The following is a 12,644-nucleotide window of genomic DNA, read 5'->3' as shown; positions in this document are numbered from 1 at the left end:
CCGAGGGTTGCGCGGGGCTGGAGCAAACGCAAATCGGGCCGCGCTTTTGGCGCGGCCCGATTTTTTTTAGCGCGAACTGTGGTTAGGCGTAGGCGATTAGCCGCGGAAGAGCGACAGGATCGACTGCGACGAGCCATTGGCGATCGACAGTGCCTGGACGCCGAGCTGCTGCTGGACCTGCAGGGCCTGCAGACGGGTCGATTCCTTGTTCATGTCGGCATCGACGAGCTGGCCGACACCGCGATCGATGGAGTCCATCAGGTCCTGCGTGAAGGTCTTCTGCAAGTCGATGCTGCTCTTGGCGGCGCCGAGCTTGGTGGCGGCGTTCGTCATGTCCTTGAGCGCCGTGTCGACGACGGTCATCATCTGCTGGATCTGGGTGTCGCTGGCGGCAACGCCGCCCACGGAGATGGCCAGCGAGGCGACCGAATAGGTGTCGGTGGCCACTGCAGCAGCGCCCAGGGTCGGGGCCGAGGCAGTGAGGGTGGCCGCACCGGTGGAGCCGACGCGGAGCGTGTCGAGGATGCCCTTCGCGAGGGTCGCGGTGGTACCAGCTTCATACAGCTTGATGCTTTCCACGTTGACGTCGATCGTCGAGATCGAAACCGCGCCGGCGGCGCTGCGGTTGAAGGCCGAAACGATCTTGACGTCGGTCGCCGTCGTGGCTGTTGCGCCGCTGTTTACGGACAGCATGTTGGTGCCGGAGAAGGTGGCGCCATCGGCATAGGCCTTCAACTGCTTCTGAAGAGCGGCGATTTCGACCTGAGTCTTTTCCTTCGACGCATCCGTCTGGCCGTAAGATGCAGTCAGCTTCTGCTGGATCTGGTTGATGGTGGTGATCGCGCTGTTCATGCCGGTGTAGGCGGTGTCGACCTTCGAGGCGCCGAGGCCGAGCGAGTCCGAAACAGTGGACATGGCCTTGTTGTCGGAGCGCATCGTGGTGGCGATCGACCAGTAGGCGGCGTTGTCGGAGGCCTGCGAGACCTTGTAGCCGGTCGAGATACGGGACTGGGTGGCTTCGAGGTTCTTGCTGGTGGCGTTAAGGCTCTGCAGAGCCGTCAACGCGGCGGAGTTCGTCATGATGCTGGACATGGTACTCGTACCTTGATTTTACAGGTGTTTTTTTGACATACCGGGTCTCCCGGTATGACGGTGCGGCATCATGCCAATGATCTCTGAAATCGATCACCCGCCATCTGCGAGCGAATATGCGGGCAAGTCCCTACCAAAGGACTAAACCGGACGGTTAATCGAAAATATATTGCTTGAATTTTGGGCCGGAGCGCGCGGCAAAGATCAAGTTGTCAGGGATCGATTGACCGGGATCAGTTGAAGGACCGCACCAGGCTGCCGACAAGCAGATTCCAGCCGTCGATCAGGACGAAGAACAGGATCTTGAACGGCAGCGACACCACTGTCGGCGGCAGCATCATCATGCCCATCGCCATGGTGATGGTGGCGACGATCAGGTCGATGACCAGGAATGGCAGCACGATCAGGAAGCCGATCTCGAAGCCGCGGCGGATCTCCGAGATCATGAAGGCTGGCACCAGGATGCGCAGGTCGACGGTATCGCGCGAAACGGTCTGACCGCGCTCGCGGGCGAGATCGGCGAAGAGGTCGAAGTCCTTGTCGCGCACATTACGCAGCATGAAGGTGCGGAACGGATCCGAAATCTTGTCGAAGGCTTCGGTCTGGGTGATCTGATTGTCCATCAGCGGCTTGACGCCGGTGTTCCAGGCCTGGTCGAAGGTAGGCGCCATGACGTAGAAGGTCATGAACAGCGACAGTGAGATGAGAATGAGGTTTGCCGGTGTCGACTGCAGGCCGATGCCGGCGCGCAGGATCGAGAAGGCGATGACGAAGCGGGTGAAGCTCGTCACCATGATCAGCAGGCCCGGCGCCACCGACAGCACGGTCAGCAGGCCGAACATCTGGATGATGTAGCCGACGGTGGTGCCGTCGGCCTTGCCGATGCCGCCGAGATCGAGCTGCTGCGCCGCCGCGACGGAGGTGGCGGCGGCGATCATCGCCGTGGCGAGAAGGAACTTTCTCATTCGAGCAGCAATGTCCTGATGAGAATCTGTTTGGCGTGACCCTGGCTGCGGATCGCGGCGCGTTCCTCGAGATCGGCCTTCAGGTGCTGGTAGCCGCTGGCGCCCTCGATCTGATGCATCTTCAAGGTGCGCACCAGGGCCAGAAGATCCTGGTGGATGTCATCCGACATTGCCTGTGGCTGCGGCCCGTCATAGACGACGGACACCTCCATCCTGATCCAGGTATCGGCAGGCGAGGCGATGTTGGTGGTGATCGGCGCCAGCACGACGAGCGTCGGCCCCACGCTTGGCTGCTCGGCCGAAGCCGGCTGCTCTGTCTTGCCTTCGTTTTCAGGCGCCACCGGCACCGACGCCGGTGCATCGACGCCCTTGAGATAGCCGCCGGACATCCAGCCCATGCCGATGGCGGCCGCCGTCACAACCAGCAGCATGCCGGCCTGGATGGCAAGGGAGGGACCCTTGCGCGGCTGAACCTGTTCGACATTTGCCACGGTGCGGTGTCCCCAATCCTAGAACGGAAGAACCTGGTCGAGAATCTGCTGACCGTAGGCAGGTTGCTGGACCTCGGTGATGCGGCCGCGTCCGCCGTAGGAGATGCGCGCTTCGGCGATGCGTTCGTAGGGTATGGTGTTTTCGGCGCCGATATCGGCCGGCCGCACGATGCCGGCGAGCGTCAGCACCCTGAGCTCGGCGTTGACGCGCACTTCCTGTGATCCCGTGATCATCAGATTGCCGTTCGGCAGCACATCGGTGACGATCGCCGCGACATTGAGTTCAAGCGTTTCCGAGCGCTTGATCTCGCCGTCAGCCGTCGTGTCCGTGGTGGAGTTGAGGGCACCGGCACCCTTGCCGGCGGTGCTGCCAATCTTGTCCCATTGCGCGCTGATGTCGAAACCGAGCTTGCGGTTGGCGGTGCGGCTCCTGTCGTTCTGGTTCTTGAAATTGGCCCGGTCGTTGATCTTGATCTTGACGGTCAGGATGTCGCCTTGGGACAGCGCCCGCGGGTCGGTGAACAACCGGCTCTGGCGGTCATCCCACAACGAGAATTTCTTGAGCGGCGCGGGCGGCGTTTCCGGATAGCGATAAAGGGAAGAGGTGTCGCCACCATCGATGCCGGAGCCGACCGGCGACAGAGCCGGCTCCCTGCCGACCTCCTTGAGGTTGGTTCCGCAGCCGGACAGCACGGCAACCGCGCCCAAGACGAGCATTTTGCGGATCATGACGGATCTACCCTTCGGGCTGCGCTGGCCATGATGCCGGTGAGCGTCGCCGCCGCCTTCTGGTCCATTTCGTTGAGGATGACGCTCGCCTTGCGTGAATCGAGCTTCATCAATATGGCCGCCGCCAGATCGGCGTTGACGATGGCCAGCCGCTCGGCGGCGGCGTCGGGCTTCATGCCGGCGTAGATCTGGACGACGCCTTCTTCGGCTCGGGCCAGGAAAACCTCGCGCCGCTTCAGCCAGGTCTCGTACTCGGCTTTTTTTGCATCCAGAGCTTTCATGCGCTCGTCGATGCCGGCCTGGAGCTGCTTCAGTTCGTCCGCCTGCAAGACATAGCGGCGGTCGCGGGCGGCGTCGGCGATGTTGGAGCAGAAGCGCTCGATCTCGCTTTGGTCGGGTGCCTTTTCCCGCGTCAGTTGCTGCGGCGCCGCCGCGACCGGTGCTCCCGGCAAGACCTGGCGGACCTTCTGCTCGCCGCGTGCGGTGCCGCCGGCAAAGGGCAGAGTCGCGAGAACGGCGGTCGCCAGCAGGATTGCGGCGGGGCGGTGTCTTTCGTGGCGTGAGAGGGAGCGGATCATCGGCATCGCCTATTGCAGAACCAGGTCGGCCTGCAGGGCGCCGGCCGACTTGATGCCCTGCAGAATGGCAATGATGCCGTCCGGCTTGACGCCGAGACGGTTGAGGCCGGAAACGAGGGTCTGGAGATCGGGTCCGTCAAGCACGGCAACGCGGGCGTCGGGCCGGCTGGCTTCGATGGCGGTGAACGGTTCGACGGCGGTCTCGCCCTTGGAGAAGGGCTCGGGCTGCACAACGCGCGGCGCTTCGGTGATGCGCACGGTCAGCGTGCCGTGGCTGATGGCGACCCGCGATATCTTGACTTCATTGCCGATGACGATTGTGCCGGTGCGCTCGTCGATGACGACACGGGCCGGCGTGTCGGATTCGACCACCAGGTTCTCGATCTCGGCATAAAAGCGCGCCGCCGAGACACCCTTCGGCCTTCTGATCTGCACGGTGCGGGAATCGCGCTCGGCCGCCACCCGCATGCCGAAGCGCTGGCTGGTGTAGTCGTTGATGGCGTCCGCAATGCGGATAGCGGTCGAGAAATCGGGATTGCGCAGTTGCAGCGTCAGCGTCGCCTGATCGTCGAACTCGGCCTGGACAGCACGCTCGACGATGGCGCCGTTCGGCACGCGGCCGGAGGTCGGCACGCCTTGGGTCAGCTGCTCGGCCTGGCCCTGGGCGGTGAAGCCCGACACGATGACCGAGCCCTGGCCGACGGCATAGATCTCGCCGTCCGCCGCCTTCAACGGCGTCATGATCAGCGTGCCGCCGGAAAGCGAGGTCGCGTCGCCCATCGAGGAGACGTCGATGTCGATGCGAGCGCCCGACTGCACGTAGGGCGGCATGTTGGCGGTGACGATGACGGCGGCGACGTTCTTGGCGCGCGCGCGGCCGCCTTCGGTGGCAATGCCGAGATTTTCGAGCATGGCGCGGATCGACTGTTCGGTGAACGGCGAGTTGCGCAGGCTGTCGCCCGATCCGGCAAGGCCGATGACCAGGCCGTAGCCGACCAACTGGTTGTCGCGCGAACTCTGCAACTGGGCGATGTCTTTAATGCGCGAGGCGACCTGGCCCGGCGGCAGCGAACTCGGCCCGGACGAAACCCGGAACATGCGGCTGGTGGTGGCCGGATCATATTCGGGATCGTTGTAGACGCCGCCATTCTTGGCGGCGAGCTCGCGCTTGGCCTTCGGCGTCAGGCCGTCGGCCAGTACCGGCTGCAGGCCAAGCACGGCTGCCAGTATCAGGGTAAGCCCGCGCATCATGAAGCGCTGACCTGGATGGTTCCATCCGCCATCACCGTGCCGGACAGGATCTTGCCGCTGTCGATGTTGCGAACCTTGACGAGGTCGCCCGCGGCACCTGGTTGCAACGTCACGGCGGTCGCCGAGATCGTCAGTCCGCCGGCGATGAAGAAGACCTGCACGGAGGCGCCCTGTTCGACCAGCCAGGCCTCGCGGATGGCGGTGGAGGGGATGTAGCGGCCGGGCAGCAACGTGCGCTTGGCGACCTTGCCGTCGAGTTCCTCGGCCCGTGTGACGACTCCGTCCGGCTTGTGCTTGCCGGCGATGAGGGTCACCTGTTTCAGGGCTGCGAGTTCGATGGTCTGGCCGGGATAGATGACACGGTTGGGGATCAACACGACGTCGCCGACAGGTTGATTGCTGGCGATCTGAGTGGCCGACCGATCGGCCGATTGGTCTGTCGATTGGCTTGTCGATTCCTGGGCAAAAGCCGGCATGCCGCCGGCCACCAGCGCAAGGACGAGCGCGGTGCGGCGGAATGCGGACAGGAGGCCGGGCGTCGACATCATGCGTTACCTGATGTTCTTGGAGACGACGGAGGCCATGTCGTCGGCGGCCTGGATGACCTTGGAGTTCATCTCATAGGCGCGCTGCGCCGAGATCAGCTCGGTGATTTCCTTGACCGGGTCGACGTTGGAGGCTTCGAGATAGCCCTGCTGGATGGTGGCAAAGCCGGGATCGCCGGGGACGCCAACATTCGCGGGGCCGGAGGCCGTGGTTTCCTGGAACAGGTTGTCGCCGAGCGGCGCCAGGCCCGCCTCGTTGGCGAAATTGGCGATCTGAAGCTGGCCAAGATTCTGCAGATCGGTCTGGCCGTCGATGCGGGCGAAGACCTGCCCCGTCTTGTTGACGATGACCTCGACGGCATCGACGGGAACGTTGATTGCCGGAATGACGGCAGCGCCATCGACTGTCACCAGCTGGCCGGTGGCATTGGTGTTGAGGGCGCCGGCGCGGCTATAGAGCGTGCCGCCGTCGGCACCCTCGATCTGGAACCAGCCCCTGCCGGTCAGCGCCAGGTCGAAACTGTTGCCGGTGCTGGTCAGTTCGCCCTGTGTGTGCACGTTGCGCACGGCCGTCGTCTTGACGCCGAGGCCGATCGAGACGCCCTCCGGCACCAGCGAGGCGTTGGAGCGGTTGGGCACACCCTGCGTGCGGTCGACCTGATAGAGCAGGTCGGAAAATTCGGCACGCGCCCGCTTGTAGCCGGTGGTGTTGATGTTGGCGATGTTGTTGGCGATGACTTCCAGGTTTGTCTGCTGGGCATTCATGCCGGTGGCGGCGATGGCGAGTGCTTTCATGGCGGAATTCCTCAGATGCCCATTCGGCTGACTTCGAGATAGGCGGAAACCACCTTGTCGCGGATGGCGACGGCGGTCTGCAGCGCCTGCTGCGCGCTCATCACGGCGTCGACCACCTGACGGGTGTCGACGTCGCCCTTGAGAGCCTGCACCGACACCTGCTCGGCATTCTGCAGCGTGTTGACGGTCTTGGAGGCCGCCTGGCTCAGGGCCTCGGCGAAGGAGGTGCCGATGTTGCCACCGGCCGAAGGTGTCGCGCCGCCCTGGAGCAGGCTTGTCACCGCGTCGTCGCTGCCGATCGTCGACTTGAACTGAAGGGCTCCGATACCGCTGATCATTACTGGTTCCTCATCAGGTCGATGGTCATGGAAATCAGGTCGCGCGCCTGCTTGACGACCTGAAGGTTGGCCTCGTAGGAGCGGTTGGCCTCGGTCATGTCGGCCATCTCGATCAGCACATTGACGTTGGGCATCTTGACGTAGCCCTTCTCGTCGGCAGCCTCGTTGCCGGGCTGGAACTCGACCGGAAAGTCGCTGGGATCACGATCGATCGAGTTGACCTGGACCAGCGAGCCGCCTGTCGTCCGGTCGAGCTCGGAGACGAAGCTGATGGTCTTGCGGCGATAGGGGTCGGAGCCGGGCGCGGTGCCGGTCGACTGGGCGTTGGCCAGGTTTTCGGAAACCACACGCAGGCGCTCCGACTGGGCGCCGAGGCCGGATGCTGCGACTTTGAGGGCTGCGGTCAGCGCGTCCATGGTCAGCTCTTCACCGCCATCATCATCATCGAATGGAACGCCTTGACGATCGCCGTGTTGAGCTCGAAGGAGCGGCGCACCTCGCCGGCCTTCAGCAACTGGTCTTCCAGCACGACCGAGTTCTTGGACGGCATGATAACGCCGTCGTCTTCCTGCGGCTTGATGGTGAAGCCGGCATTGGTCGCCGCGTTGCCGAGATGGCCGGCCTGCGTGGCCTGCAGCGATACGGCGGTGCGGTCGAGCACCTTTTCGAACGGCTCGACATCGTTTGCCGTGTAGCCCGGCGTGTTGGCGTTGGCGATGTTGCCGGCGACGGCGGACTGGCGCACAGCCAGCCACTGGGCTTGCTTGGCGGCGAGGTCGAAAAGGGAAACGGGCTCCATGGGAATCTCCGGGCGGGTTCCCGAAGACTAGGCCGCCAGTCTTGCGCGGACCTTGCGGATGGCCGGAGGCCGAGACGGGGTCGTTTATTTGGAGAGTTCGATTACCTGGTCGGCGCTGGTGACCATGACCCATTTGCCGTTGCGCTGTTCTATGGAAGACACTTGGCTGGAGTCGGGCAGTATCGAGCCACGCTGGACGATCCAGAGGCCTGCATCGTCCTCGATCATGGCGCGGCCGTTGGCGACATGAACCATGCGGAATTTCGCTGCGTCGGCCGGAAAGGGTTGCTCATCGGGTGCAGGTGCGGAATTGGCATCATGCTGCACGGTTCCCGTGGCAAGCAGATCGAGATTGGCCGCGGGGACGTCCTTTGCCGTCAGCGGCGCGCTGCGTTGCGCGACCACGCCGCCGCCCGCCCGTCCCGAATTGGTGCCGGTGCCGCCGAATTTGATCGCCTGGACGCCGAACTGTTCCTGGTTGAAGAAGATGTACCAGGGAAACAAAGCGCAGATCAGGCCGAGCGTGATGCCGAGCGCGGCAATGACGAGATCGCTGCGCCGGTCGGACTTCTTTTTCAGCCTGGGAAATTGCGCCTTTGGCGGCTGCGGCCATTGGTGCCCGGAAGACTGCTGCCATTTCCGCGGCGAAAACAGGTCGTTGATGGCCGAGGCGCGGCTGGCCTCGGTCTCCTCGGCGGCGTTGGCCTCGGCGATCATGTCGCGCAGGACGCGCTCGGTGTACTGGCGTTCAGTCTCCGGCATCGGCGTTCAACTTGCTCTTGAGGTGGCGGGCGAGGTCGGAGAACGGATCGGCTGACGGGCGGTCCTTCGGCGCTTGCGTCAGTGCCTCGTAGATCAGCGGGACCTGGCGCACGGCAATATCGAGTTCGGCATCGACGCCGCCCTGATATGCCCCCAGCAAGCGGATGTCGCGCGTGTCCTCGAAGCGCGAGATCATCGACTTCAGCCTTGTCACCAGCACGCGCTGTTCGGTGCTCCAGGCCTTGCCGGCCAGCCGCGAAATGGACGACAGCGGATTGACGGGTGGATAGCGGCCCTGTTCGGCGATCGTGCGGTCGAGCACGACATGGCCGTCGAGGATGCCGCGCACGGAATCGGCGACCGGGTCGTTATGGTCGTCGCCATCGACCAGCACGGAAATGATGGCGGTGATCGATCCCTTACCTTCAACCCCGGGGCCCTCAGCGCCTGGCCCGGCGCGTTCGAGCAGCTTGGGCAGCTCGGTGAACACCGAGGCCGGATAGCCGCGGGCGACCGGCGGCTCGCCGGTTCCCGTCGCCACCTCGCGCAGCGCGTGGGCGAAGCGGGTGATCGAATCCAGCACCAGGAGCACGCGGTGCCCTTGGTCGCGAAAATGCTCGGCGACGCGCATGGCGGTGTCCGGCGCGCGTCGGCGCATCATGGCGCTCTCGTCGCTGGTGGCGACGATGGCGACGGTCTTGGCCATGCTGTCGCCGATCGTGTCCTCGAGGAATTCGCGGACTTCGCGGCCGCGTTCGCCGATGAGCGCCACGACGACGGTGTCGAATGCGTCGGCGCCGGCAAGCATGGCAAGCAGCGTCGACTTGCCGACGCCGGAGCCGGCGAAGATGCCGAGGCGCTGGCCGAAGCAGAGCGGCGTGAAGATGTCGATGACCTTGACGCCGGTCATGAAGGCGGTGCCGACACGCTGCCGCGCCATGGCGCCGGGCGTCGTCCGGGTGCCGCTCGATGCGTCGTCTCCCCTGACCAGGGGCGAGCCGCCATCGATCGCCCTGGTGAGCGCGTCGATGGTGCGGCCGCGCCACGAGGCATGCGGCGCCACCGCGAGCGGACCGCGGCGGAACACGGCATCGCCGATGCCGGCATCGGAGCTGCGTTCGAAGGGTGCTACGACGACCTCGTCGCGGCTGATCTTGACGATCTCGCCGCGGCGCGCGCCGGCATGGCCGCGCTGCTCGACGATGTCGCCCAGCCTGGCGAAATCGGAAAGGCCGTGCACCTTGTAGTGCGTGGGCGTGACTTCGACGACGCGGCCGCCGCGCTTGAGCAGCGCCTCGGCGTCGGCGAAACGCCGCCAGACCCGTTCCAGCGCGGCAAGCCGGTCTTCCGGCACCGGCTGGACTTGTCTTTCAGGTGCGCGCAGGGATGGCTGGTCGAGCGACATGGATTATTTCGAGCCGAGCGTTTTGATCGCCTCGTCGGTGGAGGAGTCGGTCTGCCGCATCAGGGCGGCGGTGTTCTCGAAGGCGCGCTGAACCTGGATCAGCCGGGTGATCTCCAGCACCGGGTTGACGTTGGATTCTTCGAGAAAACCTTGGGCGACGCCAATGTCGGAGCGATCTGTTACAGGCTCTGGCGTGCGCGCCGGAACGATGCCGGAATTGCCGTAGCGGACGAAATTCTCGCCCGGATCGAAATTGTAGAGCCCGATCGAGCCGACAAGCTGATCGTTCTGGCGCAGCGAACCGTCGGCCCCGGCCTTGGGCGGACCGTTGCGGGGATCGAGCTGGATCGGCGAGCCGCCGGCATCGAGCACCGGGTGGCCCTCGGTCGACATCAGCTCGCCGTTCTCGTTCATCGAAAAGCGCCCGTCACGGGTCATGACGGTGCCGACCGGCGTTTCTATGGCGAACCAGGCATCGCCCTGAATAGCGAAATCGAAGGGATTTCCGGTCTCGCTCAAAGCACCGTGAGCGCCGGAAAGATAGGTCTTGCCAGAGGAGGCGAAGGACACCGATTTCTGCCCGGTGCCGGAGACGACGTCCTCGAACTTCACGCCGGTGGCGCGAAAGCCGATCGTCGAGGCGTTGGCGACATTGTCGGCGATCGTGTCGAGGCGGCGCTCGAGCGCGATCTGCGAGGAAAGGGCGACGTACAGGCTGTCCCGCATGATGCTCTCAGAACCTCAGTTTCTGCATGGCCATCATCAGGTCGGTGGAGATGCCGACCGTGATCGGCTGGGCAAACAGCACGCTGACGGAGGTGACGGCCGATGAGGTCGGGTTGTTGATCTCGTACATGCTGGTGAAGCGCGTCAGGAACTTGCCGAGCTTCTCGGGATCGGAGAAATCCGAGATGTCGAGTTTCTGCTCGAACAGCTGCGCCTGCTTGTCGACATCGGCGGTGGCGAAGGAATCGGGCAGGCCGAGCACGGTGCGCACGACGCTGGCAAGCGCGGTGTCGGCCAGCACCTCGTACCAGCTGGTGATGGTTGGCGCCTTGCGGTCGAAATACAGCGCCAGCCGCACGCCCTGATTGGTCTGGCCGGCATCCTCTTCGAGGGTCTGGCGCATGTATTTGTCGACGGTCGGCTGCTGCGCCGGATTGATGGTGGTGGTGTTCGCACCATAGGCTTCGAAATTGAAGGCGGAGGCAAGCGCGGCGTAGGTCTTGTTCGTCATCTTGTTGGCGACGCTATCGGGGTCGCGAACGCCACCCTGCAGAACCCGCTTGATGAGATCCTTGTCCTCCGTCGCCGAATCGAGACCGAAAGACGCCAGCGCGTATGTGTAGAGCCGGTTGTTCGACATCAGATCGTCGATCGACTTCACCTTTGTGATGTTGGCGAGATAGTATGTCGTCTCGCCCTTCACATAGGCCGAATTCGGATCGAGGCCGGCGATTTTCGCCTGCGTGGCGTAGTTCTTGGTCACCATCTGCTGCGTCTTGTTGTAGATGGTCGCATCGGCGCCGTTGGCGGCGAAATTGAAGGCGCTGACGAATTCGGCGTAGCGCTTGTCGGTCAGCTTGTTGGCGAAGCTGTCGGGATCGGAGACGCCTTCCTTGAGTGCCTTGACCATGAAGGCCTTGGCGTAATCCATGTCCTCGAGCCCGTAGGCCTTCATGGCATATTTGAACAAGCGGTCGTTTTTGACGAAATCGTCGATCGATTTCACCTTGGTGATGTTGGCGAGATAATATTTGGTGTCGCGATCAACCACGGGCTGCTGCTCGATCCTGTCGAGCGACTTTGAAATGTCCTTGGTGATGAGCTGGTAGCTGGTAAAGGTATTAAGCAAAGACGTGCCTCCGGCCGAAGCTATGTCAGGACAATACCCCCACTTCCTTGCGCGAAACTGAATCGTCTCCGACGCTTTCGATTCAAGCCTCACACAAGGCACGGGGGCTATCCCTTGCTCCCGATGTGAAATGCGGAAGGACCTGTCGTGGGCATTCTGATTGGACTGGTGGTAACGCTCGGCTGCGTCCTTGGCGGCTTCATGGCCATGGGCGGCCATCTTCACGTGCTGATCCAGCCATGGGAGGCCGTGATCATCTGTGGCGCGGCTTTTGGCACCTTCCTCGTCGCCAATCCGATGAAGACGGTCAAGGACACCGGCAAGGGCATTCTCGAAGCCTTCAAGCAGGCGGTGCCGAAGGAACAGGACTATCTTGAAACGCTCGGCGTACTGCACTCACTGATGCGCGAGTTGCGTTCGAAATCCCGCAGCGAGGTCGAGGCGCATATCGACAATCCGGAAGAGTCCGCGATTTTCCAGGCGTTCCCAACCGTGCTGCATAACCATGACCTGACGCATTTCATCTGCGACTACTGCCGCATCATCATCATCGGCAATGCCCGCTCGCACGAGATCGAGGCGCTGATGGACGAAGAAATCCAGACCATCAAGTCCGACAAGATGAAGGCCTATCACGCGCTGGTGGCGGTGGGCGACGGCCTGCCGGCGCTCGGCATCGTCGCCGCCGTGCTCGGCGTGGTCAAGGCGATGGGCGCGCTCGACCAGTCGCCGGAAATCCTCGGCGGCCTGATTGGTGCCGCACTTGTCGGAACGTTCCTCGGCATCTTCCTGTCCTATTCGGTGGTCGGGCCGGTCGCCACCAAGATCAAGACGGTGCGCGAGAAGAAGAACCGCCTCTACATCATCGTCAAGCAGACGCTGCTGGCCTACATGAACGGCGCACTGCCGCAGGTGGCGATCGAGTTCGGCCGCAAGACCATCTCATCCTATGAACGGCCGACGATCGACGCCGTCGAGCAGAGCACGATGAACACCGGTACCGTCGAAAAGAAGGCCGCCTGAACGATGCGCGACAGAT

The 12,644-nt window shown here is 63.5% G+C and carries 16 protein-coding genes; 1 reads left to right on the top strand and 15 read right to left on the bottom strand.

Annotated elements, in window-relative coordinates; genetic code table 11:
* Positions 1-96: 96 nt before the first annotated feature.
* The 15 genes from ACFOJ9_RS26325 to ACFOJ9_RS26255 form a co-directional block, all read right to left on the bottom strand.
* The gene (locus ACFOJ9_RS26325; RefSeq protein WP_378982794.1) at positions 97-1,092 is read right to left on the bottom strand and encodes a flagellin N-terminal helical domain-containing protein; all 996 of its coding nucleotides are present in this window, start codon (positions 1,090-1,092) and stop codon (positions 97-99) included.
* Positions 1,093-1,325: 233 nt separating this feature from the next.
* Entirely contained in the window at positions 1,326-2,057 is a 732-nt protein-coding gene (fliP, locus tag ACFOJ9_RS26320; protein ID WP_023810007.1) for a flagellar type III secretion system pore protein FliP, read from the bottom strand.
* Positions 2,054-2,548, bottom strand: coding sequence for a flagellar basal body-associated FliL family protein (locus ACFOJ9_RS26315; RefSeq protein WP_378982791.1), 495 nt, complete (start codon positions 2,546-2,548; stop codon positions 2,054-2,056). The genes fliP and ACFOJ9_RS26315 overlap by 4 nt, the downstream gene beginning before the upstream one ends.
* 18 nt (positions 2,549-2,566) lie before the next feature.
* Complete coding sequence (flgH, locus tag ACFOJ9_RS26310; protein ID WP_378982788.1) at positions 2,567-3,277, bottom strand: flagellar basal body L-ring protein FlgH; 711 nt, start codon at positions 3,275-3,277, stop codon at positions 2,567-2,569.
* Positions 3,274-3,861: a MotE family protein gene (locus tag ACFOJ9_RS26305; RefSeq protein WP_378982785.1), complete on the bottom strand. Its 588-nt coding sequence runs from the start codon at positions 3,859-3,861 to the stop codon at positions 3,274-3,276. Before ACFOJ9_RS26305 ends, flgH begins: the two co-directional genes overlap by 4 nt.
* 3 nt (positions 3,862-3,864) lie before the next feature.
* Positions 3,865-5,106: a flagellar basal body P-ring protein FlgI gene (locus ACFOJ9_RS26300; protein WP_378982782.1), complete on the bottom strand. Its 1,242-nt coding sequence runs from the start codon at positions 5,104-5,106 to the stop codon at positions 3,865-3,867.
* Entirely contained in the window at positions 5,103-5,654 is a 552-nt protein-coding gene (gene flgA / locus ACFOJ9_RS26295) for a flagellar basal body P-ring formation chaperone FlgA (RefSeq protein WP_378982780.1), read from the bottom strand. Before flgA ends, ACFOJ9_RS26300 begins: the two co-directional genes overlap by 4 nt.
* Before the next feature lie 3 nt (positions 5,655-5,657).
* Positions 5,658-6,446: a flagellar basal-body rod protein FlgG gene (gene flgG, locus ACFOJ9_RS26290; protein ID WP_013529795.1), complete on the bottom strand. Its 789-nt coding sequence runs from the start codon at positions 6,444-6,446 to the stop codon at positions 5,658-5,660.
* An 11-nt stretch (positions 6,447-6,457) separates the two neighbouring features.
* Positions 6,458-6,784, bottom strand: coding sequence for a flagellar hook-basal body complex protein FliE (locus ACFOJ9_RS26285; protein ID WP_378982776.1), 327 nt, complete (start codon positions 6,782-6,784; stop codon positions 6,458-6,460).
* Positions 6,784-7,200 carry a flagellar basal body rod protein FlgC gene (gene flgC, locus ACFOJ9_RS26280; protein ID WP_183448926.1) on the bottom strand — a complete coding sequence of 139 codons (417 nt, stop codon included), beginning with the start codon at positions 7,198-7,200 and terminating at the stop codon, positions 6,784-6,786. The genes ACFOJ9_RS26285 and flgC overlap by 1 nt, the downstream gene beginning before the upstream one ends.
* 2 nt (positions 7,201-7,202) lie before the next feature.
* Positions 7,203-7,583: a flagellar basal body rod protein FlgB gene (flgB, locus tag ACFOJ9_RS26275; RefSeq protein ID WP_378982773.1), complete on the bottom strand. Its 381-nt coding sequence runs from the start codon at positions 7,581-7,583 to the stop codon at positions 7,203-7,205.
* Between the two features lie 84 nt (positions 7,584-7,667).
* Positions 7,668-8,345 (bottom strand): hypothetical protein, encoded by a 678-nt coding sequence (locus ACFOJ9_RS26270; RefSeq protein WP_378982771.1) that lies wholly within the window; start codon positions 8,343-8,345, stop codon positions 7,668-7,670.
* Positions 8,332-9,750: a flagellar protein export ATPase FliI gene (fliI, locus tag ACFOJ9_RS26265; protein ID WP_378982768.1), complete on the bottom strand. Its 1,419-nt coding sequence runs from the start codon at positions 9,748-9,750 to the stop codon at positions 8,332-8,334. Before fliI ends, ACFOJ9_RS26270 begins: the two co-directional genes overlap by 14 nt.
* A 3-nt stretch (positions 9,751-9,753) precedes the next feature.
* On the bottom strand, positions 9,754-10,476 hold the full coding sequence (gene flgF, locus ACFOJ9_RS26260; RefSeq protein ID WP_378982766.1) for a flagellar basal-body rod protein FlgF: 723 nt from the start codon (positions 10,474-10,476) through the stop codon (positions 9,754-9,756).
* A gap of 7 nt (positions 10,477-10,483) precedes the next feature.
* A complete protein-coding gene (locus ACFOJ9_RS26255; RefSeq protein WP_378982763.1) occupies positions 10,484-11,605 on the bottom strand; it encodes a DUF1217 domain-containing protein in 1,122 nt (373 codons plus the stop codon).
* 147 nt (positions 11,606-11,752) lie between these two features.
* On the opposite strand from ACFOJ9_RS26255, the gene motA reads away from it, so the two are divergent.
* On the top strand, positions 11,753-12,628 hold the full coding sequence (gene motA, locus ACFOJ9_RS26250; protein WP_023809996.1) for a flagellar motor stator protein MotA: 876 nt from the start codon (positions 11,753-11,755) through the stop codon (positions 12,626-12,628).
* Positions 12,629-12,644: the final 16 nt, after the last annotated feature.

The sequence above is a fragment of the Mesorhizobium cantuariense genome (assembly GCF_042647205.1).
GTDB classification, from domain to species: domain Bacteria; phylum Pseudomonadota; class Alphaproteobacteria; order Rhizobiales; family Rhizobiaceae; genus Mesorhizobium; species Mesorhizobium cantuariense.
Note: the sequence above shows the minus strand (reverse complement) of the source record. Positions and strands in the feature narration are given on the sequence as shown.

What these genes read in the sequence shown, in the direction of transcription:
- flgF (WP_378982766.1), bottom strand. Translation starts at nt 10,476, where the DNA reads ATGCGGGACAGCCTGTACGTCGCCCTTTCCTCGCAGATCGCGCTCGAG.
- flgG (WP_013529795.1), bottom strand. Translation starts at nt 6,446, where the DNA reads ATGAAAGCACTCGCCATCGCCGCCACCGGCATGAATGCCCAGCAGACA.
- ACFOJ9_RS26325 (WP_378982794.1), bottom strand. Translation starts at nt 1,092, where the DNA reads ATGTCCAGCATCATGACGAACTCCGCCGCGTTGACGGCTCTGCAGAGC.
- ACFOJ9_RS26285 (WP_378982776.1), bottom strand. Translation starts at nt 6,784, where the DNA reads ATGATCAGCGGTATCGGAGCCCTTCAGTTCAAGTCGACGATCGGCAGC.
- flgH (WP_378982788.1), bottom strand. Translation starts at nt 3,277, where the DNA reads ATGATCCGCAAAATGCTCGTCTTGGGCGCGGTTGCCGTGCTGTCCGGC.
- ACFOJ9_RS26305 (WP_378982785.1), bottom strand. Translation starts at nt 3,861, where the DNA reads ATGCCGATGATCCGCTCCCTCTCACGCCACGAAAGACACCGCCCCGCC.
- ACFOJ9_RS26270 (WP_378982771.1), bottom strand. Translation starts at nt 8,345, where the DNA reads ATGCCGGAGACTGAACGCCAGTACACCGAGCGCGTCCTGCGCGACATG.
- fliI (WP_378982768.1), bottom strand. Translation starts at nt 9,750, where the DNA reads ATGTCGCTCGACCAGCCATCCCTGCGCGCACCTGAAAGACAAGTCCAG.
- ACFOJ9_RS26300 (WP_378982782.1), bottom strand. Translation starts at nt 5,106, where the DNA reads ATGATGCGCGGGCTTACCCTGATACTGGCAGCCGTGCTTGGCCTGCAG.
- fliP (WP_023810007.1), bottom strand. Translation starts at nt 2,057, where the DNA reads ATGAGAAAGTTCCTTCTCGCCACGGCGATGATCGCCGCCGCCACCTCC.
- flgB (WP_378982773.1), bottom strand. Translation starts at nt 7,583, where the DNA reads ATGGAGCCCGTTTCCCTTTTCGACCTCGCCGCCAAGCAAGCCCAGTGG.
- flgC (WP_183448926.1), bottom strand. Translation starts at nt 7,200, where the DNA reads ATGGACGCGCTGACCGCAGCCCTCAAAGTCGCAGCATCCGGCCTCGGC.
- flgA (WP_378982780.1), bottom strand. Translation starts at nt 5,654, where the DNA reads ATGATGTCGACGCCCGGCCTCCTGTCCGCATTCCGCCGCACCGCGCTC.